This window comes from Pseudomonas sp. B21-017 (assembly GCF_024749245.1).
Lineage (GTDB): Bacteria > Pseudomonadota > Gammaproteobacteria > Pseudomonadales > Pseudomonadaceae > Aquipseudomonas.
On the sequence record NZ_CP087194.1, the window covers coordinates 2,751,491 to 2,774,467 of the forward strand.

Annotated in this window: 18 protein-coding genes; 5 read left to right on the top strand and 13 right to left on the bottom strand. The window is 56.8% G+C overall.

Annotation, left to right across the window (positions count from 1 at the left end):
• The first annotated feature begins 406 nt into the window (after window positions 1-406).
• Window positions 407-1,183 (top strand): alpha/beta fold hydrolase, encoded by a 777-nt coding sequence (locus LOY28_RS12535; RefSeq protein WP_018927942.1) that lies wholly within the window; start codon window positions 407-409, stop codon window positions 1,181-1,183.
• 197 nt (window positions 1,184-1,380) lie between these two features.
• Here LOY28_RS12535 and LOY28_RS12540 read toward each other — a convergent pair whose 3' ends face one another.
• The 8 genes from LOY28_RS12540 to LOY28_RS12575 all read right to left on the bottom strand — a co-directional run bounded on the left by LOY28_RS12540 (window position 1,381) and on the right by LOY28_RS12575 (window position 12,383).
• Window positions 1,381-2,079, bottom strand: a complete 699-nt coding sequence (locus LOY28_RS12540; protein WP_258613949.1) for an outer membrane protein — start codon at window positions 2,077-2,079, stop codon at window positions 1,381-1,383.
• An 84-nt stretch (window positions 2,080-2,163) separates the two neighbouring features.
• Complete coding sequence (locus tag LOY28_RS12545) at window positions 2,164-2,640, bottom strand: polyketide cyclase (RefSeq protein WP_019578642.1); 477 nt, start codon at window positions 2,638-2,640, stop codon at window positions 2,164-2,166.
• Between the two features lie 62 nt (window positions 2,641-2,702).
• Window positions 2,703-6,113, bottom strand: a complete 3,411-nt coding sequence (locus LOY28_RS12550; protein WP_258613950.1) for a beta-ketoacyl synthase N-terminal-like domain-containing protein — start codon at window positions 6,111-6,113, stop codon at window positions 2,703-2,705.
• Window positions 6,114-6,196: 83 nt separating this feature from the next.
• Window positions 6,197-7,282, bottom strand: coding sequence for an acyl carrier protein (locus tag LOY28_RS12555; protein ID WP_018927946.1), 1,086 nt, complete (start codon window positions 7,280-7,282; stop codon window positions 6,197-6,199).
• A gap of 118 nt (window positions 7,283-7,400) precedes the next feature.
• The gene (locus LOY28_RS12560) at window positions 7,401-9,164 is read right to left on the bottom strand and encodes an FAD-dependent monooxygenase (RefSeq protein ID WP_018927947.1); all 1,764 of its coding nucleotides are present in this window, start codon (window positions 9,162-9,164) and stop codon (window positions 7,401-7,403) included.
• Between the two features lie 3 nt (window positions 9,165-9,167).
• Window positions 9,168-9,779 carry an HAD-IB family hydrolase gene (locus LOY28_RS12565; protein ID WP_018927948.1) on the bottom strand — a complete coding sequence of 204 codons (612 nt, stop codon included), beginning with the start codon at window positions 9,777-9,779 and terminating at the stop codon, window positions 9,168-9,170.
• On the bottom strand, window positions 9,769-11,289 hold the full coding sequence (locus LOY28_RS12570; protein ID WP_064617441.1) for a class I adenylate-forming enzyme family protein: 1,521 nt from the start codon (window positions 11,287-11,289) through the stop codon (window positions 9,769-9,771). Before LOY28_RS12570 ends, LOY28_RS12565 begins: the two co-directional genes overlap by 11 nt.
• Before the next feature lie 80 nt (window positions 11,290-11,369).
• Window positions 11,370-12,383, bottom strand: a complete 1,014-nt coding sequence (locus LOY28_RS12575; protein WP_018927950.1) for an SDR family oxidoreductase — start codon at window positions 12,381-12,383, stop codon at window positions 11,370-11,372.
• Between the two features lie 532 nt (window positions 12,384-12,915).
• Here LOY28_RS12575 and LOY28_RS12580 point away from each other — a divergent pair.
• Window positions 12,916-13,512: a TetR/AcrR family transcriptional regulator gene (locus tag LOY28_RS12580; RefSeq protein ID WP_018927951.1), complete on the top strand. Its 597-nt coding sequence runs from the start codon at window positions 12,916-12,918 to the stop codon at window positions 13,510-13,512.
• A 117-nt stretch (window positions 13,513-13,629) separates the two neighbouring features.
• Here the strand turns inward: LOY28_RS12580 and LOY28_RS12585 are convergent, their stop codons facing one another.
• Window positions 13,630-14,250, bottom strand: coding sequence for a glutathione S-transferase family protein (locus LOY28_RS12585; RefSeq protein ID WP_064617447.1), 621 nt, complete (start codon window positions 14,248-14,250; stop codon window positions 13,630-13,632).
• Window positions 14,251-14,620: 370 nt separating this feature from the next.
• On the opposite strand from LOY28_RS12585, the gene LOY28_RS12590 reads away from it, so the two are divergent.
• Window positions 14,621-15,493 (top strand): DNA/RNA non-specific endonuclease, encoded by an 873-nt coding sequence (locus LOY28_RS12590; protein WP_018927953.1) that lies wholly within the window; start codon window positions 14,621-14,623, stop codon window positions 15,491-15,493.
• A gap of 182 nt (window positions 15,494-15,675) precedes the next feature.
• On the opposite strand, the gene LOY28_RS12595 is transcribed toward LOY28_RS12590, so the two are convergent.
• From LOY28_RS12595 to LOY28_RS12610, 4 genes are all read right to left on the bottom strand, one after another.
• A complete protein-coding gene (locus LOY28_RS12595) occupies window positions 15,676-16,716 on the bottom strand; it encodes an ABC transporter substrate-binding protein (RefSeq protein WP_258613954.1) in 1,041 nt (346 codons plus the stop codon).
• A 388-nt stretch (window positions 16,717-17,104) separates the two neighbouring features.
• Complete coding sequence (locus LOY28_RS12600; protein WP_111454955.1) at window positions 17,105-18,070, bottom strand: FAD:protein FMN transferase; 966 nt, start codon at window positions 18,068-18,070, stop codon at window positions 17,105-17,107.
• Entirely contained in the window at window positions 18,060-20,240 is a 2,181-nt protein-coding gene (locus tag LOY28_RS12605) for a PepSY domain-containing protein (RefSeq protein WP_111454956.1), read from the bottom strand. The genes LOY28_RS12600 and LOY28_RS12605 overlap by 11 nt, the downstream gene beginning before the upstream one ends.
• Window positions 20,241-20,264: 24 nt before the next feature.
• Window positions 20,265-20,735 (bottom strand): DUF2271 domain-containing protein, encoded by a 471-nt coding sequence (locus LOY28_RS12610; RefSeq protein ID WP_018927958.1) that lies wholly within the window; start codon window positions 20,733-20,735, stop codon window positions 20,265-20,267.
• A gap of 162 nt (window positions 20,736-20,897) precedes the next feature.
• Here LOY28_RS12610 and LOY28_RS12615 point away from each other — a divergent pair, with 162 nt between their 5' ends.
• Together LOY28_RS12615 and LOY28_RS12620 are read left to right on the top strand one after the other, a co-directional pair.
• Window positions 20,898-21,557 (top strand): response regulator transcription factor, encoded by a 660-nt coding sequence (locus tag LOY28_RS12615; protein ID WP_111454957.1) that lies wholly within the window; start codon window positions 20,898-20,900, stop codon window positions 21,555-21,557.
• Entirely contained in the window at window positions 21,554-22,894 is a 1,341-nt protein-coding gene (locus LOY28_RS12620) for an ATP-binding protein (RefSeq protein WP_111454959.1), read from the top strand. The genes LOY28_RS12615 and LOY28_RS12620 overlap by 4 nt, the downstream gene beginning before the upstream one ends.
• Window positions 22,895-22,977: the final 83 nt, after the last annotated feature.

Genomic DNA, 22,977 nt, shown 5'->3' on the forward strand with positions numbered 1-22,977 from the left:
AAAGTGCGCTAAAATAATAACTGTCCAATGAGGTGTGGTGCGGTAGCAGATAATAAGTGCATTTATCGGGAGAAATAATTTCAGAGTATTTCTGCTTCAGGAATAAAAGAAATCTCTTCGGTTTCAATGGGGGTGGAGTAGTGTGAGTCTCGTTTCCGCTAAAGTTATTGTTCTATTGGCTTTCGTTGAAGTTCGTGAAGATTGAAAAAAAGAAACTTCGGTCTCTTTTTATGGTTACCAAGTTCCACCACTTCTGACGCAAATGTATCTCTGTGTATCCAGGCCGCATGCCGATACAGACTGTTTCTTTTATGGGCGGTTGGTGACACATCCGGGATACCCGTTCGGCGTCAAATGAACTCCATCGAGACATCGTTCAATAGTTCAACCACCCAAGGAGTTTCCAATGAAAAAAGTAATGGCCGCTCTGGCCTGCACCGTTAGCCTGATCATCGGCGCCAACGCGTCGGCGCAAACTGAAAAGCCTACTGTTGTTCTGGTGCACGGCGCCTTTGCCGATGCTTCGAGTTGGAATGGCGTGGTGAAGATCCTCGAAAAAGATGGATACCCTGTTGTGGCCGCCGCCAATCCATTGCGCAGTGTGAAGAGCGATGGCGCTGCTGTTTCTGCGTTGCTCGATGGCATCAAGTCGCCTGTTGTGCTGGTCGGCCACTCCTACGGTGGCAACGTCATCAGCGAAGCGGCCAACGACCATGCCAATGTAAAGGCACTTGTTTACGTCGCCGCCTTCGCGCCCGAGGCGGGCGAAACGGTCGCCGGGCTAGCCGGAAAATTCCCGGGGAGTACCCTCGGCCCAACCCTCGCAGCGCCTGTCGCACTGGCTGATGGCGGCAAGGATTTGTACATCCAGCAGGACAAGTTTCACGATCAGTTCGCCGCTGACGTCCCCACCGCGCAGGCGGCATTGATGGCGGCGACTCAGCGCCCGGTCACCGAAGCGGCGCTGAACGAACAGTCAGGTACGCCCGCCTGGAAGCACATTCCGTCCTGGTACATCTATGGCGACAAGGACAAGAACATTCCACCGCAGGCCATGGAATTCATGGCCAAGCGAGCCGAGGCCAAGGTGGTGAAAGTCGTTAAAGGGGCTTCCCATGTCGTGATGGTTTCAAACCCGGAGCCGGTAGCCCGGCTGATTGAAAAAGCGGCTGCGGCGATGTGATTCCTGCGCTTGTGAAGTGTAGGTAGGCAGAGGGTCAAGTATCGAATCAAGGCATCAAGTGAGGAACTCATTTGTGCCTTGATCGATTTTTGAACGGGTGGTCGTCAGTAAGTTGATCAGCCGGTGAGCCTCTGCGCCGAAGCATTTCACCGGCTTGCCGTAGCGACGCCTCGCAAGGCACCGATCTGTTTAACCCCTTAGAACCAATAATGCAGGCCGAGCATTAATGACTGGGCGCTGTAGTCAGTACGCACATCGCCTTGGGGCAGGCCCTGAATGTCACCGAAGTGCGCATCGCGAGTCTTGAGGTATCGATAATCCAGGGACATGGACCATTGTTCGGTGAGTTCGTAACCTATACCGGCGCCGAGTTGATAGGCCGATACAGTGTCGCGATGAGTGCCGCCGAACTGGACGCCACCGGCTTCCAGGCCACTGACCGACAGCGTGGTGTAACCCAGGCCGCCGCCGATGTAAGGGGTGAACCGACTGAAGGGTGCTGGCAGGTTCAAGACGTCATACCAGAGGTTGGCCATGACGCTGGTGGCTTCCTCTTCGCCTTTACCGTCGATGCTCCCGCCGCCTTCATAGACCCGGTTATTGAATTGGGTCAGGGTGTTTTTGCGGTAGCTGAGTTCCACTTCAGGTCTGAGCCCGATGGGGAAGCGCCAGCCCAGTGCCAGTCCGGTGGCGTAGCCGGAGTGTAACGGTTGGTTGAATTCCATTTCGACAAAGTCGAGGTTGTTCTGGTTAAGGTCCTGCGGAGCCACCCAGTTCAGACCACCCATGACACTGACATAGGGGCCGAGCGTGTCGGCGGAACTGGACTCAGGGGCAATAAGGCCCATGCCAATGACGCCCATCACGAGATACTGAGGTTTTTTAAATAGGTTCATGCTCGGTCCGAAGTGTGCCGTTATCGATAAGTAAGCGGGGGGTGTTAGGGAGCGAGCGTTCAACACGCTCCCTCCCGGGATATTTCATACACGGTGCAAATGCTTTCCAGGTTTTTCGAGCCCTGGGGTACTGATGGCGTTCGCTCGTTGTTCAGCCAGCGTGCACAGGTTGCGCAGTGCCGTGGTCATTGCCGCGGTCAGCATTTTGCGTAGCAGCCCGCGGTATAAAAAACTCAAGGGGCCAGAGATCTTCGCGCTATGGATGACCTGGGTTTCATTCGGGGAAAGCCTGCGCATCTGGTGATCGAACTCAAGGTCGATCCAAAGCAGTCTTGCCGTGTTCCGATAGCTTTCATGCAGCTTCACTGCTTCCAGTTTCAGCGGCATATTCAGGCCATTTTTGAGGACGCATTTGCCTCGTGTTCCAGGTTGAAACGGGCCATTGAGCTCACACTGGCGAACGTCGGTATCCCATAGCGGCGCTTCTGAAAAATTGCTCCAGATATTCCAGATTTCAGCACGCGGCGATTTGACTATGACTTGCACTTTGACATCGTTCACGGCGACACCTTGATTGTTGGGGGCACGGTCATGCGGGAGAGTAGTGGGATCAATTGAGTGCCTCAGGCAGCGGGTGCGGATTGACTCAGCACTTGAGCTGTAATGCTGGCTTGACCGATTTTTTCGCCCCGGTTGAACAGGTCGATATAGATGCGGTTGGTTTTGAACGGCTGCTGTGCGTCAAAACCGGCTTGCGGTGCCAATGACAGCGGACTGTTCCTGGGGATTGGCCGATCCAGGGTGAAACTCAAGGCCAGCAGGTTCATCGGGGTGTTGAGTGGAATCCGCAGATGGCTGTGGGCAATCTGCATGTAGCACTGGCGGGCAACTTCGAGGAAATACACCATCGAATGGTGCTCGGGGTCGCCCTCCTGGAAGAAGTGCTCATCCGGCAGTTTGAGCGTGTCCACGCTCAAGCCCTGAGCGATGCCGCTCATGTCACTGACGATGACGTTTTCTTCCCTGGCCTTGTGCAGCAAGGCCTTGTCGCGGCAGCGAGTGGCCGTGAACTCGCCGGCGGGCGATTTCTCGAACGCCGAGCTGTAGGCCATCCCAAGGACGCAGGTGCACATCAGCTTTCCGGCTTGCATCACCTTGGCATTGAACACATGCGGGTCTTTACCCTGTTCCAGATGCAGATCGATCACACCCTGCTTTTGTACGTATTGCTGGAACTTGATATTCAGGGTTTTGACATAGGCGACCCGTCCACTCAGTGGCGGCATGGCAAGTTCAATCAATTGCAACACGCCCTCAAGCAATAAAATGCCGGGGATGTGATCAAGAGGGTGATCGAAGAAATAAGGGTGCGCTTCATTCACCACGAGCTGGGCGCGTAGTGACTGGGGGCCGCGCTGGACGTTGGTGATTACGACGTTTTCCGGGCAACGTTGCCAGTGCGCCGGGCGCTGGGCTTCAGTGCCACGGTGCAGGGCGAAAAGACTCTCCATGGCGCGAACCCGGACACGCAACCCTGAGAGCAGGGTGTTGGTCAGCATGTCGCTGAGTTGCAACACATCGACGCCGTCGTTTTGTGGTTCGCGGACAAGGCTGACAGGACGGGCAGGCGGGATCACCGGCTGCAGTTCATGGTGGGCCGAGTGAGCAAAACGCAGGGTAAAGGGATGCTTGATGGCAGGAGCGGGTTCGGCCGCCGTGCTCCATTCCCGAAGCTTTTCAGTAAACAACCACATCACTGCCTTGCCGGCTTCGCGAACCTCGATCACCGTGTGAGCCGATGCACTCAACATCACCGCCAACAGGGTTTCGATGCCACTGGCTTCAGCCAGGAAACCGGTAATCTCTTGCAGAGATCCACTGGCATGAGTCGCGTCAGGTTGCAGCTCGCAGACTTCAATGTTCTGGTATTGACTCCGCTCTTTGCCCAGCAGTTGGCAAGCCTCTTCCAGCGAGTTCGCGGCATGGGCGAGAACCGCCGCGCGGATCACCAGTAAAGGTTTGTCGCTGGCGTCTGGTTGATAGGGACGCAGCGCAATCAGCCCCAGTCCTTCACCTTGCACCGTCGCTGAATGTCGGGCGCGCTCGATCTCGATTTCACCGCTGATAAAGCGTCCTGCACCGAGCAACAGCGTGGTTATGCCGTTCTTGAACCATTGCTGCGATGCCAGCAAGGTTTGCCAGAACAGACCCGGGGTGCCGACCAGTGTTTGATGGAAACCCTTGAAGTCAAAAATTTGCGTCGGGTAACCGGACAACATGTTCGGCAACATGGTTGCCACGTCCGCTACCTCCACGCCCGGTGGCGTGCCTTGAGCCTGGGAGTAGAAGTTGTGAGCGCTGCTATACGCATTGCTGAAGCGTTCCCCACCCATGTTGCAGCACATGACCATTGCCGTGCCAGGTGAGCCGGCCACGCCCGGCAGGCGTCGCAGCAAATGATTGACGCGATCGGTGATCAACAACTTGAACGGATCGACATGGGCCAGAGGTTTGGGGCCCATGCCGAAACCGTCGATATCAATGACGCGATCCTGCGCCAGGAATTGGCCCAGTAACGGCTGACCTGGGGCAGGGGTGTAATCAACGAAACGCCCATAAGGGAAACTGACTGATGGCGCTGCCGGCCGATCGAGCTGTTGCTTGAATGACTGCAACGAGCCGTGACTGCCGATCGCTGCTTCAGCTTCGACAATCGCAAGGTCCAGCATTAACACGCCGGGGTTGGCGTGAGGGGCGACAGGGCGGTTGTCGGGAATATATTCATCCACTACCAGATGCGCATTGGCGCCGCCAAAACCGAAGCTGGATATGCCTATGCGGATCGCCGACTGCCGGTCCGCGAGGGGCTGTATCTGCCTTGTGGCCAGTCGCAGGCTGGTCTCGTCGACTTTTGCGCTGGTACGGTAGTCGGGCTGAGGTGGAATCCCTTTGTGACGCAAGATCATCAGCGCCTTGGCGAGCGAAGCGCCTCCAGCGGCGGCCAGTGGGTGACCAATGACGGACTTGATCGAACCGATGGTGATTTTTTTGCCGTCTGTGCAGTGGGGGGCGAAGAAGCTGTTCAGCGAGTCCAGCTCTGTCGCATCACCCAGCGGAGTACCGGTGCCATGGGTTTCGATGTAGTCCACGTCATTGGGATCAAGACCGATATAGGCACGCTGGTAAGCCGTGTACTGGGCCTGTTTGCCAGGTGCAAACACTGAACCTTCGGCGCCATCGGCGGACATTCCCAATGCCCGTAAAACACCCAGGGGACGGCGCTGCGCAATCAGGGCCTGCGATACAGGTTCGACCAAAAAGGCGACTGCACATTCGCCCGGCACAATGCCGTCAGCGTCCTGGCCGAACGCCTGCATTTGGGCCCGGGCGGAAAAGGCGGTCAACTGCGAGAAGCCCAGAAACAGCGCCGGTGGCAGCACGGTGTTCAGTGCCATGACAATCGCGTTATCCGCCTGTCCGCTATTGACCAGGGCCTGAGCCATGTCGATTGCATAGGGGAACGAACTACAGGCGGTGTCGACCGATAACGCCGGGCCACCGAAGGCAAAAGCCGCCGCCAGTTCAGCCACTTGTTCACCCGGCGTGTAGCCCTGTGGTGCTTCGGCTTTTCCGGACATGCCGGTGACGAAATAACTCTCGTCACTCCAGGATGTTGCGACCACCAATGCGGTGCGTTCTTTGATCAGAGTCGAGCCTTGTCCGGCAAGCTGGGCGAGGAGTGTCTGCAGTACTTTCTTACCGATGGCGACCTGCCGTCCTTCATGCCGTGAAGGGGTTGATGCGTCATCGGTCAGGCAAAAAGCGCTGTCCAGGTAAACGCGATCCTTTTCACCTGCCTTTGCTGAATAGATTGACGCCTTATCCAGTTCCCAGCGTGTCAGCATCGAATTGATAGGTGCTATCTGTCCTTGCGTCAGCAAATGCCAAAGCGCATCCGTTGACGGTGCCCCGGGAAACTCGCCGGCCATTGCGCTGAAGCAAAAGTCGCCCTCTGTTGTTACCGCGCCATTCATACCCTGTCTCCTGATTGCCAAAATGCTGGGTGATCTGTCCGATCACCCGGATTCCATGCCATTTTTTACAGCGGCTCAGTGCTTCAGCTCAGTCGTGCCAGAAGCGACAAGGCGTCCTGCGGCGTACGACGCGACATCAGTGCTTCACCGGCAAACTCGCTGGCAGAGCACTGTTGCGCCATTGATTGGCAGAGTGCTTCTCGGGCAAAACCGTTGAGCCCCAACTGTGCAAAGGGCGTCTCAATGTCGATCGACTGTGGCGCGTCCGGGATCAGGGGTGACAGGGAGTTGAAAAGCAGGTTGCTTGCCTGCCCTTGGTCGTCCGTTGTGGCAGGTGCTTGCACTTCGGTAGCGGGTGTTGATGTCGACTCGGGGGCGGCCAGGGCGGCTTTAATCAGGGCGATTGTTGCCTGCGGATACTTGGCGTTGGCCAGCTCAGTGCTGTTGGCCTTGAGTTGCGGCCACAATGCGACGACCGACTCCAGGAAGTCCAGCTGCACGAGGGAGTCCAGGCCCAGGCTTTCGTAGCTTTGTTTTTGGTCGATCTGGTCAACCGTAAAACCGGTGATATTCGCCAGTTGTTCCAGTACCCATGCTTCGACATCCACGGCAGGTGCCTGCGGATCGGCTTCAAGCCGCGCCAGCAAAGCGGTAGGAGTGGGGGCATCAAAGAGCTGCGAGGTGAGCTCTTTCTTTTCCGGGAAGTGCTGGGCCAGGGATTCGAAAATATCGACCATGCCGAGAGAGTCGATACCCAGGCTTTCGAAACTTTGATCGAAGTCGATTTGTTCTTTTTTGAATCCTGTGACCGTACTTATTTCGGCGCGCAGCCATTGCCCGTAGTTGAGTGCGGGTGTTTGTTCCGCAACAGGTGTCGATTCCAGTATTACCGGGTTCGAGTGTACGGGCTCCAGCACCGCAAGGTTTTTATTGACGGGGGCTTCAATCCCATTGGCATAAACGCCCTCGAGGACTTGTTGGTGAGCATTGAAGTAGTGCGCAGTGACGGATTCGGCCTGCTCCAGCAAACGCATCAATATTGATTCTTTTGCGATATTGGACTCGCACAGTGAATCAATGATTTTTTCTGAAAGAGAAAAATAGCTGTTGGCTATTTTTCCATTGGACACGATGAATTCCTGCACAACATCGTTGAGTTGGAAGCGCATGAGGTTCTCCTAACCAAAGTCGGTATATGTTTTCTACAAACAAGAAATAACAAGTCTTGGCCCAGGGTTGGGCCTTGTGTGAATCAATGAACCAGGTTGGCAGTAGCCATATAGCGACTTAAAGTTGGAGTTCCACTGCGTCGATCTCGGAAGATGTTGTTTTTCTGGCTCCTTTGAGCAGCCCGGATCTTACGTTCAGATAAGTGAAGAGCGTTATTGCATCGGCTCCCTGGAAAGCGATGTAGCCGTCAGGACGAATCAACATCAACGTGCCCGCTTTGGCATGGTAACGCTTGTGCAGCCGCCAATCGGGGTCCAGCAACGTCGAGTGCCAGGAAGGCAGTTCGGCGCTGCTCAGGGCATCAATAACGCAATAAGCCTTGATGCCCGGGTAGTCCTTCTCCACCGACTCGGCCAGCGAGTAATAGCCCGGCAACAACGGGGAAAACTGATCGGCTGCGCTGAAAATCAACAGCGTGAACGTTCCGTGGAACAAGTCGATCAAGCGCTTTGGCGGCATACCTTGCAGTTGCCACAACTCGACATCGGGTGCCAGTTGCCCGGCGCGAGGCACCGACGTCTGGAATTCGGGTTTCTTGCCTTTTTTATCCCAATTCATGCGCTGCTTTTTCGTCAGCGATTCCTGGATGTAATCACTCTTGCCGTAGTGGTACTGATGACCGGAAATCATCGACGGCAGTTTGCGCTGAACCTTGCGCCTGTTGCTTATCAGTGGCAGAACATTGTCACGCAGCCAAACGAGGGCGCGATGCTTGACGGTAATCAGTCCGGTCAGTCGATGTGCCGTGTTCTCGACTTCCAGGGCCACCGGGTAGCGCTCTTCGTTGTAGCTTTCCAGCAACGATGGATCAGCCAGGCCCTGATCGACATAGGCCATTTTCCACGCCAGGTTATAGGCCTCGGAAACCCCCAGGTTCATCCATTGGCCACCGATCGGGCTGCCGATATGAGCCGAGTCGCCCACCAGAAACACAGAGCCTTGCTGCAACGACTGCACGCGGCGATGTTGGAAAGAAGCGATGGTGGTCGATGAAATATTGGACAACGTCATCTTTTGCCCGCGTCCTTCGCACAACCGCTGAAAGTTCTCCAGGCTCAAGGAAGGGCGCTCACCTTCTGGCGGCAGGTTGTAGGGCATCTCGATGAAAAGTCGATAACGGGATTGAGCGCTGATCGGCGCGACCGCGACATAACCGTCCTGTGCACCCAGGAAGAAAGCGCCTTCGTCCTTGCTTCCAGACCACTCGATATCGGCATCGGCGAGCATGAAGAAGCGGTCGTAGGACGATCCTTCGAAGGTCATATCAAGACGTTTTCTGATGTTGCTGCGAGCACCGTCGCACGCGACCACCCAGCGGCTGGAAAAGGACTCGGCGCTGCCGTCCGCATGCTGAAGCGTCATCTGCACTGAGCCCGGCTGGTTTTCTATGTCGACCAGCTCGGTATTCCATTCAACATCTGCTCCCAACTTGTTCAGTCGCTCAAGCAGAATCTTCTCTGTCTGCGGTTGTGGCAGGCTGAGGAGCAGGGGGTAGGTGGCGTCCAGGTAGGAGAAGTTGTAGTTCAGCACCCGTTTGGCGTTCGATTGCACCGAAAACTGGTTGATAGTGAATCCGTCGCTGATGGCCTGATCGGCAACTCCCAGATCTCGGAAAATTTCCAGGGTTCTGGAATGGATGGCCATCGCTTTGGTAGCGGTCGAGGGACCGGCATTCTTTTCAATGATGCGAAAAGAGACGCCCCACTTCTTCAGCATGATTGCCAGGGACAGGCCAATCGGGCCGGCGCCTACGATCATGACTGTCGGGGTATTACCGGGTTGGCTGAAGTGCTTGGGGGCCAAAGTGCTCAGAGTGTTCATCGGTTAGTACCAGTTTCTGTAGAAGGGAGAGTTGGCAATGCCGAGCAGGGCATCGTCACCGGATGAATCCCCGTAGGCATAAATGTAAAAGTCATCAAGGTTGCTCAGGCAGCCCTTGAGCCGTGTGACTTTCTCTCTCTCAACACAGTTGGTACCTGATATTCCTCCGGTCAGTTTGTTCTTCGCCGTCGCCAGGCGAGTGCCGCAGACATAGTCAAAACCCGCTGCCTGACCCCAGGGAATCAGGTAGTTTTCCGGCGAGTTGCTGACCAGCGCAGTGACATGCCCCATGGACTGATGCCATTGCAGCCGGCGCAGGGCCTCGGGCCTGAGCCAGAGCGGTAGCAGCTCGCTGATGAAATACTTGGCATGCTCGCGCTCTTGCTCAACGGACAGACCGCCCAGATAACAGGCAATGAATGCCAGTCGGGCTTGCATCAATGGCGTGATGCCAACGATTACACTGAGCATTTTGGGCAGCAGGGGAATGATCCTGAGCCAGAACGATCGGGTTCCCACGATATAACGCATGTAGCGCCAGAACGTATGTCTGTCGGTCAATGTGCCGTCAAAGTCAAACACGGCCAGTACCGGTTGTGTGCCATTAGCTTGCATGAATCTCTTCCTTGAGAGAGATGATCTCGATGGTTTTGGGCAACTTGAAGCCCGAGAGGTAGCGCGAGAGCAGGGTAGAGACAGCGCTCTGGGTCAGGTCGCCGCTCCCTTCAACGCACAGGTGCAGTACGTTGACTTCCTTGTTGTCCGGGACGATGTAAGCTTTCGCGCGCACCACGTCCGGGTGCTTCAGGGCAATGGATTCGATTTCAGTCAGATCGACCATTTGCGCTTTGATCTTCGAGATTCGCAGGCGTTGGCAATAGAAGAACACATGCCCGTCGTCGTCCCGCCAGACCAGATCACCCGTGTGTAGCCAACCATCACGGAAGAACCGGGCATTGGCGTCCTCTGCATCGTTATAGCCGTCAATCACCATCGAACCGCGAATCAGCAGTTCGCCAATCCGTCCGGGTGCGACATCCCGCCCTTCGGCATCGACGACCCTTAGTTCTACGCCTCTGATCGGTTGTCCCATGGCGCCGCGATGGACCTTGCCAATCGAGCTCTGGACAATCACCGGCATGCTCTCGGTCAATCCATAGCCTTGCAGCACCGGATTGCACCCCAGCAGCCTTCCCAGCTTCTCGGCTTCGTCTGCGGGTAAATGACTGCCACCCGAATAAATCATCAGGTGAGGGTGCAACGGCAACAGCGCGCCCTTGCGTTTGGCCAGTCGTGTATTGAAGTAGCGAATGACGTCGGGTACCAGGCAGGCAAAGGTGACCTTATGCTGGGACAAGACTTCTGCCAGATCCCTGTTGAGCAGGGTGTTAGTCATTAACAGTGTGGCGCCCACGCTCAAGGGGAAAACCATCATCACCGACAGGCCGAAGATGGCATACAGCGGCAGCGTCACCAGATGAACGGAACCGACACCTTGAAGATGAAACTGCTCATGCAGGCCATCACTCGATTGCGTCAAATCAAGGTAGCGGTGAGAAACGGCCAGCGGTTTACCGATGCCCCGGTAGGTGAACTGTACCGAGACAATCGGATTGCCTTCGGGCAGTAACAAGGGCTCGGTCTGTCGGGGAAGCCGAGAGTCCGCCGTTGCGTTGTCGGGCAGGGGCGATGACGGCTCGCTTGCGGCGTTCAACACCAAGGAGTGCTTAACGCCGTAGTCAGGCTGAAATGTCTCGCTATGCTGCTCGAACAGCGTTTCGGTGGTCACTACCAGCGTCGGTCTGGCGATGCTGATGACGCTGTTCATTTCGAATGGCGTCAGTTTGTAGTTGAGAATGACCGGAACCGCACCGCGACCGATGATCGCCAAATAGTAAGCGATGAATTCCACCCCATTGGGTAGAACGAGGGCTACTTTGTCGCCAGGCAATACATTTAATGCTGAGAGTGCGCCATTGCACTCTTCAGCCTTTATACGCAACTCACGGTAAGTGACGGTATCTTCTTCCGCGTCCAGGTTCCTGATAGCAATGTGCTCGGGGAACGACTCTGAAAAACCGACGAACCGATGCAGAAAACCTTCTTTAGATGAAAGGCTTTTCATTTACCAACCTCTCTCAATCCTTGAATTTATGGTCAGACAAAAAAGTACTACAGAGGCAGGCTATATATAAATTGTTTCAATTAAGCATCAATGTAGTTATTTTTCCGATACCAATCCAGGGTATCGGTCAATGTTTCCGTCACGGGGCGGAACTTGCACTGCAATTCTTTCAGGCTTTTGTTGTGGCTGAAATGGGTGCGCCCTTGCTCTTGTTCCATGAGTTTGACAGTGGAAGTGCTGATGAGCACCGGCTTTTTCGTGATTCGGTAATAACCTTCATAGATCAAGGCAATTATACGCAGCATGAACAGTGGCACTTTGCGCTCCGGCGCTTTTACGCCGCTGACACTGGAGAGCGCCTGGAAAATGCTTTTCATGTCCATGTGATTGCCGGCTGCCAGGTAGCGTTCTCCGGATCGGCCGCGTGTGATCGCCGCGAGTTGATGCTCTGCTACATCCCTGGCATCGACAACGGAAAAACTTCCAGGCAGTACGCCGGGCAATTTCTGTCCGACAAAGTCGAGCAGGAACTGTCCTGATGAGGTCGGGCCGATGTCCCCAGGGCCAAACATCCAGCCAGGCAATACCATGGCGACGAACATATCCGGATGCCGCGCCAGGAATTCCTGAACTTTCTGTTCAGACAATATTTTACTCAGGTAGTAATCGTCAGCCTCCGATTCACTGCGAGACATTGTTTCATCGATCACCTGATCTTTATCGCCCTTCAAGACGGCAATGGAGGAGGTATGGACTGCACGACGAATGCCTGCGGCATAAGCGGCCTGCAACAGGCGCTCGGTACCGGTCACGTTAGTGTCATACAGTTTCTGCCAGTGCTTTCCACCTTTGTAACTATCGCGGAAATAGGCGGCCGTATGAAACAAGGCATCACAGCCTTGCAAGGCATGGCTGAAGGCGTCGACATTGAGCATGTCGCCTTCGACAAATTCGACAGGCAGATTGCCGAACTGCTTCTTGGCTTTTTCGACGGAGCGGACCAGTGCTTTTACTTTGATGTTTCGCTTTAAAAGCGCATGAACCACATTATTGCCGAGCAGGCCTGTAGCGCCTGTAACAAAGGCATATTCCATTAAAATCCAGCTCCTGTGGGGTGGTAACCTGCTACTGCATTGAGATTGATGTCACCGCGCTCGATGCTTTGACCAGGCAGGGGGCGTCAACGGCGGCAAGTAAAAACCATTCGGTATCTGGAAATCAAGCGGTATTTAACAGTCGCCACAAGGTCGACGTCCTTGAACCCGACCTGAAACACGAAAATCCTGTGGTTTAGAGCGTTGTCGACAGCAGGCATTCACCGGGATCGGGCGGATTGAGGTCATCGCTAGACATTTTTGCCGTCCGTCGCCTGCCTTCTGGGGGGAGTCAAAAGACACCCTTGCTGACTCGATTCATCAGGGCGCGCGCGTCAGGCTGGATACCAAGGCGCCTGAACGTGCGGGGCCCAATACATGGCATTTACATGGCACTCCTTAAAAGTTTAAATGCAAAGTGATTAAGAGGGCTTAGTATAAGATATGATAGTTAAAACAGGTTTGCGCAGTGAGTGGCAGATCCGTTGCATCCAGTTACAAATAGATTTGTTTGGCCAAAGGAGCCGAAGGCGTGATTAAAAAGAGATTAGGTCGAGAAGAAAGTCAGCAAATAACAAGGGATAAGTTATTCGATACCGCCACTGACCTTATGGTGAGAAAAGGTTTTCACGCCACCAGTGTCAACGCTATTTCCGAGGAGGCCGGTTTTTCGAAGGGGGCCTTCTTTTCAAACTTTACAAGTAAGTCGGACTTGCTTCTGCAGTTAACTCAGAGATTCAAGGGAGTTGAGATTGATCGATTGAGTGTCACCCTGACTTCAGGGTATTCATCGGAAGAGCTGACCCATGGATTGAATGCCTATATTGACACGCTTAAAAATAATACCAGTTGCGCGATTCTTGATGCTGAGTTGCAACTGATCGCCTTGCGTGATGAAGAGTTCTCAACGCATTACTACGATCTGCATCAGGAAAATAGTGAAGCCTTGGGTAAGTTGATTACCATCATATTTAATCATGCAGGCAAGAAGCCTCCTTTGGCGAATGCCGCTCTTGCAAGGACCTTCACCGCTTTGTCGGAAGGTTTGATACTGCAAGGGCATAAAGATCCAGCCTCTGAAATAAAACTGGTGTTGAACTCGCTTATCCAGACAGCAGAGCCCTTATAGAACGCTGCCATTCTTGTGATACATACGATATTCGCATGTCCGGGGCTCAGACCTCGGGCAGGATGCGAGCTGCCATGCCCATCTTTAGCGCACACAATAAGGTCTGCGCAGTAGCGCTCAGTGATTCTGGAACGTTTTCAATCCTCGTTGTACGGCGGGCCTGGCTTCGATCGCGTCGAACCAGCGTGATAAGCGTGAAAGCACTGCCCAATCCAGCCGATCACGAAATGATGCCGCAATGGTGAAAGCGGAGATGTCCGCCATGGAGAACTGATCTCCGGCCATAAAGTCGTCGGTAAGAAACCGTTCTGCGTAGACGAGTTGTTCAATGACGCGTTGATCGATAACTGTGGCCGCATCATTAAATCCTGCCTGGCGCAGGGAAAATGCAGCATGACTGGGCCCGATGACGTCCGTTACGAAAAAGAAATAACGATCAAACACCCGGTCGCGTTTTGGTCCACGATGCGCAGGTGCAAGCCGACCCGGAGCTTTTGCATCAGCGAACTGAATGATTGCGTTCGATTGGTTAATGACCAGCGGGGGTGTCGATGAATGGTCGACCAGGGTTGGGACTTTTCCTGCCGGATTAAGCGCCAGGTACGACAAGTCGCGTTGCTCATTCGCCTGCAAGTTCAGTCTTCGTGCGGTGTAGGGGATACCTGCTTCCTCCAAGGCTATTGCAGCCCTCAGACTGTTGCCGGTAGGCGCGCCATACAGCTCTATTTTCGGGCTCATCAGACACTCCCTGAAAATGAATGGATGATTATTGGATGCTAAGTGAAAAGCGGCATACGCGCCTGTCTACAAGGAGTACGCACAACGTTTCGCGTCAGTTAACCAGTCCGCTTAGGTATGCCCATTCGACGAGCATGGCCAAGTAGAATGTGTACGCCGCTCAGCACTAATGTGACTTGTGATGGTCAATACACCCCGCGCGACCGTCAGCGGTCGTACTGCCTGGCGCCGACCGGATCCGCATCGGCAATTTGATCAAGGACAGTGAAAGCATGCTCACCGCAATATAATCCGCAACCGCTTCTACCTGGTTTCGTAAATCGGGACTCGTCGTACGTTTACCCCTCAATCCAATTCGAAGATTTAAAGCATGCACCTACGCAAAATTGCAGTTGGGCTGTCGGCCCTTGTTTTGCTCTCGACCGGGGCACAAGCCCGCAGTCTGCTGGATTTCATCAAGCCGCCCACCCAGCATCAGCAACAAACCTCCCACTCGGGCTCGATCAGCCAGAGCGCGGCGCTGGAACTCTATTCAAACAAACAGAAACAGGCATCGTTTGACGGCTGCGCGGATCTGTTCCCGGCCGCGAAACCGATCAACATGGCCACTGTGCCTGCCACAATGAAACCCTTGGCCCTGTGTTCCGATAACTTCGCGGTGCTGTACTCGCAAACCAGCAAGACACCGCTGGTAGTGGTCGAACGCCTTAATGCCGCCCAGCTGCAGGATGCCAAAGGGGAGGAGCGCACCAACCAGTTCTATCCGGACCCACGCATTCCCAAGAGTGGGCGGGCAGAGTTGAGCGACTACCGTAGCCAACATCCGGCCGTGGACCGTGGCCATCAATCCCCGGCAGCCGATGCACCGAACCCCAATGCAATGGCCCAATCCTTTGCGCTGTCGAACATGGTGCCGCAAGACCCAACCAACAACCGGAAGATCTGGAGTAAGGTCGAGTCCGATGTCAGAAAGTTTGCCAAACGAGCCGATGGCAATGTCTTTGTCTTTACCGGCCCGCTCTTTGATTCAGGCCACGGCACCGTCGGCGACAACAAGGTCTGGGTGCCGACCCGCCTGTTCAAACTGGTTTACGACGCATCGTCCAAGCGTGCCTGGGCTTACGTACTGCCCAACGCTGAAACCCGCATCGAGAAACCGATGGACTATGACGCTTTCGTGAAGAGTACCGGGCTCAACTTGCTGGGAAATCTACCGGTCACAGGTTCCGTGGGGCGCTCTTGATGGCTTGATTGATTAATCCGTAGCAGCTGTCGAGCCGGGGCGAGGCTGCGTTCGGCTGCGCAGCAGTCGTAAAACCAGAACTTACGGTGTATCAGGCAGACCGCGTCAGCCGGATTCACGACTGCTTCGCAGCCGAACGCAGCCTCGCAGGCTCGGCAGCTGCTACAGAGAGTGTGTCGCGGCTAACGCGCCGCCCAGGCGTTGAAGTGTTCTTCCAGCTCCTCGCCGTGGTCCACCCAGAACTCCGCATCTACCGACCGGGCCTTGGCCAAGTTGGCTTCGGCCGTCGGCAATTGCTGCCGTACCGGCTCCGGCAGCAGTGCCAGGGCCTGGCGGTGGACGGGGCCGTAAGGGATGTTTTCCGAGAAAACCTTTTGGGCCTGCGGCTGGCTGGCAAACGCGATGAAACGCTCGGCCAGCGCCTTGTTCGGCGACCCTTTGACCACGGCCCAGTATTCCGGGTCGTACAGGCTCTGGGGCCAGACGATGCTCAGGTTCATACCTTCTTTTTGCGCCGAGGCGATACGACCGTTGTAGGCGGCACTCATCACCACGTCACCGGCGATCAACCACTGCGCTGGTTGGGCTCCAGCCTCCCACCACTGGATGCTCGACTTGATCTTGTCGAGCTTGGCAAAGGCACGGTTCACGCCCTCGGGGGTGCCCAGCACTTTGTAGAGCTCGTCTGGCTTGACACCATCGGCCAGCAGAGCGATTTCCAGGGTGTACTTGGCGCCTTTGCGCAGGCCGCGCTTGCCCGGAAAGTCGGTGACGTTCCAGAAATCCGCCCAGGAAGTCGGGGTCTTGGCCAGCTTGTCCTTGTTGAAGGCCATGACCATCGACCAGACGTAGGTGGCCACACCACACTCGGTCAAGGTCCCCGGTACGAACTGGGCCTGGTCGCCAAAACTGGCCTTGTCCAGTCGCTCGAACAAGCCGGCATCACAGCCACGCAACAGTTCCGGACTCTCCACCTCGACCACATCCCAGGTGGCATGGCCCACATCGACCATGGCCTTGATCTTCGACAGTTCGCCATTGTATTCGCCGGCGACGATGCGTCCTGCACCGCTTGCATTGAAGGGTTGGAAATAGGCCTTGTCCTGGGCCTGCTTGGTGGCGCCGCCGAACGAAATGACGGTCAGGGCCTGAGGCTCGGCGAACACGCCGGTGCACAACAGGGCCAGGGAAAAAGGAACACAGGTACGTAAGGATAAAGACATGGAACGCTCCCACAGCTGGTTTTTAGAATGGTGTAAAGCCGGGCAGTGCTGGCCAGAGGCCGATAAGGTTCCACCGTGCCGGGCTCTTGGGGCTGGCATCGTTATGAACAAAGCTTTCATCCGGGAAAGCCGGACCAGAGGTGCTCAGTGCGGTTTGATAGTGCGGCATCAATCGGAAGAGGAAAATTATTAAAAATATGCTTGGGAGCTATAAAAAAGCTCTTCAGCAGTGGGCACTGCTGATCCGGGTTGTATTCAGATGAGGTGGATCAACCGGTCACAGGGTCTTCTACCGACCTGTTACCAATGAAGGCTCGAACTGGGCGAGGCCGCCCAGGGCGTCATGTCTCATCTGGCGGTTTGATTCGTACTGATTTCGAATGGTCCTTCAGCGCATTTCAATCTGCGCCTGCAACTGGCCGCCGACGATGGATATTTCTTTGAACTGTTCACCGTCGCGCAGCACGAACAACGCGTCCATCCCGCGCTCTTGCGCCAGGCGCGGGCCTTCGGTTTCGCCCAACACCATCAGCGCCGTGGCCCAGGCGTCGGCGAGCATGCATGAGGCCGCCACCACTGTGACGGCCGCGAGCGCGTTGCACAGCGGTGCGCCGGTGGCCGGGTTCATGGTGTGGGCGTAGGACTGCCCCCTCACATCGACCCAGTGTCGGTAGTCTCCAGACGTGGCGATGGCAGCGTCGCAGAGTTCCATCACACCCATGACTTCGCGCACACCCCGGCAGGGTTTTTCAATGGCTACGACCCAGGGGTGGGCATCAGGTTTGACGCCGCGGGCGCGCATCTCGCCATCGATGCCGACCAGATAACGAGTGATGCCAAAACCCTCCAGACAGCGGGCCAGCTCATCGACAGCAAAACCCTTGGCGATACCGTTCAGATCGAGGTTCAGCGACGCACGTTTGCGCACCTGATTACGTTGCGGGTCAACGCTCAGCGCCGCACTGGCGGACAGGCGAGCTTGCGGCGGCAGCGTGTCGAGCATCTGCTCCGTGACGGTCTGTTCGCCGGGGCCGAACCCCCAGGCATTCACCAGATCGCCGACCGCGATGTCGAAGGCGCCGCCGGATTGCTGACTGACACGCAGCGCGGCAGACAGCACCATGGCCAGTTCCTTGGGTACCGGCACCCACTCCTGTTCGGGGGCGACGTTGAGGCGGTTGAGATCGGAGTCGGGTTTCCAGGTGGACATTTGCTGGTCTACCCGGGCCACGGCGCGTGCCAGGCTATGGTCGATGTTGTCGGTATTGATCCCGGCTTGCGCATAGAACAGGGCGGTGTAACGGGTGCCCATGGTCTCGCCATTCAGGCTGTAGCGTTGCAAGTCAGTAGACATCTTCACGGTAGCGTCCTTGTGCCTTGAGGGTCAGCACACTCAGGTTGATCGGCGCCAGCACTTCATCCAGGGCCTGCATCACGCCCTTGGCCATCTCGCGACCGCCACACACCAACACTTGGGCGCCTTTCTCAATCAACCGGCGCAAGACCAGCGCATCGCTGATCAACCGGTCTTGCACGTAACTGCCGCCCATGACCTGGGAGAAGGCGGCACGCAATGCCGTGAGGCGCTGGTCCGCCAGGTAACGTTTGAGCTCCGATTCATAGAGAAAATCCGAAGCCGGATTACGCCCGCCCCAATACAAGTGCATGGGGTGTCGGGCCTTGTTGTTGCGAATAAAACCGGTCAAGGGGCCTATACCGGTACCGGCGCCGATCAGGATCACCGGGTGCGCGCCCGACGCCGGACGAAATTGTGGGTTGGGCTGGATAAAAGCTTCGATCGACGCACCGATGTCCAGGTTGTGAAGGAATTGCGAGCACACGCCACCTTCGTGTTTACGTACGCAGATTTCCAGCACACCGTCCTGCGAACTGCTGGCCAGCGAGTAAAACCGCGGGATCGCGCTACCAGGGGGCAGAATCCCTGCCAGGTCTCCGGCCAGAAACTCCGGCAGCTCGCTGGCTGCCTTGAAGCGTAGTACGTGGGTCGGCGCATTCACCTGTTCGCCGTAGGCGATGCGCTCCATCAGAATCAGTTGATGGGTACGTGGCTGCTCCGGAGTGTGGACCAGCGTCAGGTCCTGCCCCAGTACTTTGCCCAGTGCGCGGCCCCAGCGAGCAAATTCCTGGGCGGACTGGCGGTTGACGGTTTCCAGCTCCAGCAGCGGTGAGCCACCGGCCTGTAACATCGCGTCCTGCACCTGATGGGCGTACTGACAGAACTGCGCAAACTGGCGGTCGCCCAAGCCCAGCACGGCAAATGGAAGGCCGGGTTTGAGGCCGACCCTGGTCAACCGTGCCAGGAACTGCGAAGCCGAGGCCGGGGCGTCGCCGTCGCCGTGGGTCGCGGTGAGGATGAACACCCGTTGGGCATTGCCGTATTCGCTGGTGTATTGATTCATCGCCGCGCTATGTACTCGGTGTCCGGCCTGGTGCAAAGCGTCATGCAAGGTGTTGGCAAAGCCCCAGGTGCTATTGTTTTCACTGCCGACCAGAATCACGCTGTCGGCAGATTGCGCGGTGCAGTTTTCACGGATGTTCGGAGCGGCCTTGCGGCGGCGCCACCACAGCAGGATACCGGTCACGCTCATCAACGGCACGCAGAGGGCACAGAGCCCCAGCGGCAGACCGAGCCACCAGAGGCCTTCACCGGTGTGCAATTGATAAATCAATTCGTAGACGTTGCGCATCGAATCGTGGGCTTGATAGGACAGCAAAGTGCCGCTGGCCTGGTCCACGTAACCGTCGCCCTGGGCCGTGCGCAGGGAAAACATGTCTTGCGGGTTATTGGGGTTCGGGTAGACCAGCTCGCGCAGGTCATTCAGGTCAGTGGCCTGCAAGGCTTTCAGGTTCGCCACCGGCAAGGCCGGGCCGGCGCTGACGTGGGCGGGGAAGGTGGGCTCATTCTGACTGCCATCAGCGATAAAGCCGAAAGTCGTGGCGCACATATAGAGCCCGCTCAGTGCCGACAACAGCAGCCCAAGCAATGCCAGGCGTCCGACTTCAGCATGCCAGCGCTGGCTGAAGGAACCTCGCAGTGGCCGCAACAGGTTGCGCCAGCCGCCCAGCCGCCGGGCCAGCAACAGCGCACCAGACACCGACAGCATCAGCATCAACAGTGCGCCGACTCCAGACACCCCGTGGCCAGGTGTGCCAAGGAACAGCGAGCGGTGCAGGTCTTTCATCCAGCGCGAGAAGGCGGATGGCTCGTAAGGTGCGAGGCCTTGACCGGTCAGTGGATCGACCTTTTCGGCCCCGGCCTGACCGTCCTGGTTGTAGTAGACGATGACCGTCCCGGACGCTGTGCGCTGGATCTGCTCCACGCCCTGGAAATGGCTGGCTACGCGCCCGGCCAGTTGACTGACGTTGACTTGCCCGGCAGCGGTGGACGTGCTGTGCAGGCGTTCCAGGGCGGGGTCGACAGACAGCATCGCGCCGCTGATGGCCAACAGCATGACCAGCAGGGCGGCGATCAGGCCGGGCAGGGAATGGAACTGGCGAAGCATGTTCAGCCTCCAGAATGGCCAGTGCTACAGATCGTAAGTAAAGGACTCGACGTAGGTGCTGCCGGTCGCCGGCTTGCCTGCGCCCTTGGACGTCAGGGGCACGCTGACATCGGCGCGGGCATCACGTTTGTCCTCGACGGCGCTGTCGATGCGGATTTGATAGCCGGCATCGATCAGGGTGTCTGCCAGTTCGACACTGACTTTGAGGGTGCGCCCACTGCCGACGCTGGCGCCGCTGACTCCGTCAAACTCGCTCGGGTTCATCCCGCTTCCACGGGCCCAGTCGGCCAGATGTCTGTAATACTTGGCCTTCTTGCCGGCCACCCAGAGGGTTTTCTGGTATTGGCCAGTGGCGTCGGTGACGTAGATCGCCAGATACGCATCATTGCCGCTGTAGTCCTTGAGCTGAGTGGTCAAGGTCACTTCACGGGCCTGGACCAGTCCTGGCAGGGCAACGGCGCCGGCGAGGCAGGATGCAGCGATAATTTTTTTCATGGGAGTGTCCTTTTGATCGTTGGGTCCAGATCCTGGACTTGCTTGCTGACAGCAACCTGAAGCGCAGTAAAAATCATCGACAGAGGAACTCACCTGAGTCTTCAGATTTACGTCAGGTAAGACGATTAAGGTGCTGCACGATAACCATCAAGGAGGTGCCAGATGCGGGTTTTATTGGTCGAGGACGCACCGGGGTTGGGGGAGGCGGTGCGCGAACAGATCGCCGATGACGGCCACGCCGTCGATTGGGTGCAGCGCCTGGAGCATGCGCGCAACAGTGTGCGCACTACCCCTTACGACCTGATCCTGCTTGACCTGATGTTGCCGGACGGTCGCGGGCTGGATTTTTTGCGTCAGCAGCGTTCCGCAGGGGATGCAACGCCGGTGATCATCCTGACTGCCCAGGATCAGATATCCGATCGTATCGCCGGCCTCAATGCCGGGGCCGATGATTATCTGGTCAAACCGTTCGACCTGTTTGAACTTTCGGCCCGTGTGGCTGCTGTGGCTCGCCGTTATAGTGGCAACCCCAACCCGCAGATCAAACTCGGCGAATTGCAGATCGATATGAGTGCCCGTACGGTGCAGCGGGCCGGTGCGACTGTGGACCTCACGGCGCGGGAGTGGGCGCTGTTCGAGGCATTTGTCCAGCGCCCCAGCGCACTGCTGTCCAAGGCGCAGCTCGAAGAACGGTTGTACGCTTTCGGTGCCGAAATCGAGAGCAACACAATCGAGGTCTATATCAGCCGGTTGCGTAAGAAACTCGGGCGCGACCTGATTGAAACCGTGCGCGGCATGGGCTACCGGTTGACGTCCGCATGAAGTCGTCCAGCCTGCAAAAACGTCTCGGCGTGGGCTTGACCCTGGGCATGACCTTGCTTTGGCTGGGGGCGACCGTCGGCGCCTGGCTGGTGGTGCAACATGAGTTGAATGAGGCATTCGACAGCGCGCTGGAAGAGACGGCGCAACGCATGCTGCCCCTGGTCGTACTGGAAATCAGCAATCGGGAAAAGCCCGATGAGACACACCACGTGGCCCCCCTCACAATGCACAAGGAATACCTGACCTATCTGGTGCGCGATGCGAGGGGCAAGATCCTGATGCAATCCCACGACGCCAACCCGAATATCTTCAACAAACAACCGACCGAAGGTTTCTCCACCACTGAAAAATACCGTCTGTATGGCGCCAGTGCGTTGCGGGAAACGCTGTTCATTGAAATCGCCGAGCCCCTTGGCCATCGCCGTGAGGCTGCGCGGGAAGCCTTGTTTGCCTTGCTGATGCCGCTATTGGCGCTGATTCCCATCAGCCTGTTGGGCACCTGGTTATTCGTGCGCATCAGCCTGCGCAGCGTATTGGCCTATCGTCGAGCGGTGGAGGCCCGTGGGGTGGGTGATCTGTCGCCGATCAAAACGTCGCGCCTGCCGGCCGAAATCGATCCGCTGGCTGACGCGGTCAACCATCTGCTGGAGCGTTTGCGCAAGGCCCTGGAGGCCGAGCGTAGTTTTACCGCCAATAGCGCTCATGAACTGCGCACGCCACTGGCCGCTACCCTGGCGCAGGTCCAGCGGCTGCGTCACGAAGCGCCCGAAGGCCCGTTGCGAGTGCGCGCGGCAAAGATCGAAAACTCGTTGCGCGAGTTGGCGCGGCTCTCGGAAAAGCTCATGCAACTGGCCAAGGCCGAAGGCGGTGGGCTGCTGTCCGAAACGCCCCAGGATCTCGTTCCGTTGCTGGTCCATGTGGTTGATGAGTGGAACCATAGCAGCGCTCGCCACATCGAGCTGCAGCTGCCAACCCAGGCCTGCGTGTACTCGGTCATTGATCCAGACGCTTTCGGTATTCTGTTGCGCAACCTGATCGAGAATGCGCTGAAGTACGGTGCGATGGATCAACCGATCGAAGTCAGTCTGACCGACCAGGCGTTGCTACGGGTGGTCAACGGTGGCCCGGTGGTGCCGGAGCCCGTGTTGCAGCACCTGACCGAGCGTTTTGTGCGCGGTCACAGTGAAGCCAGCGGGTCAGGGTTGGGGTTGGCGATTGCCAAAACCATTGTGCAGGGGGTCAACGCGCGAATGATGCTGGTGTCGCCGGCAACAGGTCGACAGGATGGATTCGAAGTCTGCGTCTGGTTACCGCTCGTGTCCGCTGTCGAAGGCTGAGGGCATGCTTGGCATGTGCTAACTGTTCGCCACTATTTTCTCTGGCTGCCCATGAACGAGGAGAGTCCGGGCAGAATTACAGC

What these genes read in the sequence shown, in the direction of transcription:
- LOY28_RS12535 (WP_018927942.1), top strand. Translation starts at nt 407, where the DNA reads ATGAAAAAAGTAATGGCCGCTCTGGCCTGCACCGTTAGCCTGATCATC.
- LOY28_RS12540 (WP_258613949.1), bottom strand. Translation starts at nt 2,079, where the DNA reads ATGAACCTATTTAAAAAACCTCAGTATCTCGTGATGGGCGTCATTGGC.
- LOY28_RS12550 (WP_258613950.1), bottom strand. Translation starts at nt 6,113, where the DNA reads ATGAATGGCGCGGTAACAACAGAGGGCGACTTTTGCTTCAGCGCAATG.
- LOY28_RS12555 (WP_018927946.1), bottom strand. Translation starts at nt 7,282, where the DNA reads ATGCGCTTCCAACTCAACGATGTTGTGCAGGAATTCATCGTGTCCAAT.
- LOY28_RS12560 (WP_018927947.1), bottom strand. Translation starts at nt 9,164, where the DNA reads ATGAACACTCTGAGCACTTTGGCCCCCAAGCACTTCAGCCAACCCGGT.
- LOY28_RS12565 (WP_018927948.1), bottom strand. Translation starts at nt 9,779, where the DNA reads ATGCAAGCTAATGGCACACAACCGGTACTGGCCGTGTTTGACTTTGAC.
- LOY28_RS12570 (WP_064617441.1), bottom strand. Translation starts at nt 11,289, where the DNA reads ATGAAAAGCCTTTCATCTAAAGAAGGTTTTCTGCATCGGTTCGTCGGT.
- LOY28_RS12575 (WP_018927950.1), bottom strand. Translation starts at nt 12,383, where the DNA reads ATGGAATATGCCTTTGTTACAGGCGCTACAGGCCTGCTCGGCAATAAT.
- LOY28_RS12585 (WP_064617447.1), bottom strand. Translation starts at nt 14,250, where the DNA reads ATGAGCCCGAAAATAGAGCTGTATGGCGCGCCTACCGGCAACAGTCTG.
- LOY28_RS12590 (WP_018927953.1), top strand. Translation starts at nt 14,621, where the DNA reads ATGCACCTACGCAAAATTGCAGTTGGGCTGTCGGCCCTTGTTTTGCTC.
- LOY28_RS12595 (WP_258613954.1), bottom strand. Translation starts at nt 16,716, where the DNA reads ATGTCTTTATCCTTACGTACCTGTGTTCCTTTTTCCCTGGCCCTGTTG.
- LOY28_RS12600 (WP_111454955.1), bottom strand. Translation starts at nt 18,070, where the DNA reads ATGTCTACTGACTTGCAACGCTACAGCCTGAATGGCGAGACCATGGGC.
- LOY28_RS12605 (WP_111454956.1), bottom strand. Translation starts at nt 20,240, where the DNA reads ATGCTTCGCCAGTTCCATTCCCTGCCCGGCCTGATCGCCGCCCTGCTG.
- LOY28_RS12610 (WP_018927958.1), bottom strand. Translation starts at nt 20,735, where the DNA reads ATGAAAAAAATTATCGCTGCATCCTGCCTCGCCGGCGCCGTTGCCCTG.
- LOY28_RS12615 (WP_111454957.1), top strand. Translation starts at nt 20,898, where the DNA reads ATGCGGGTTTTATTGGTCGAGGACGCACCGGGGTTGGGGGAGGCGGTG.
- LOY28_RS12620 (WP_111454959.1), top strand. Translation starts at nt 21,554, where the DNA reads ATGAAGTCGTCCAGCCTGCAAAAACGTCTCGGCGTGGGCTTGACCCTG.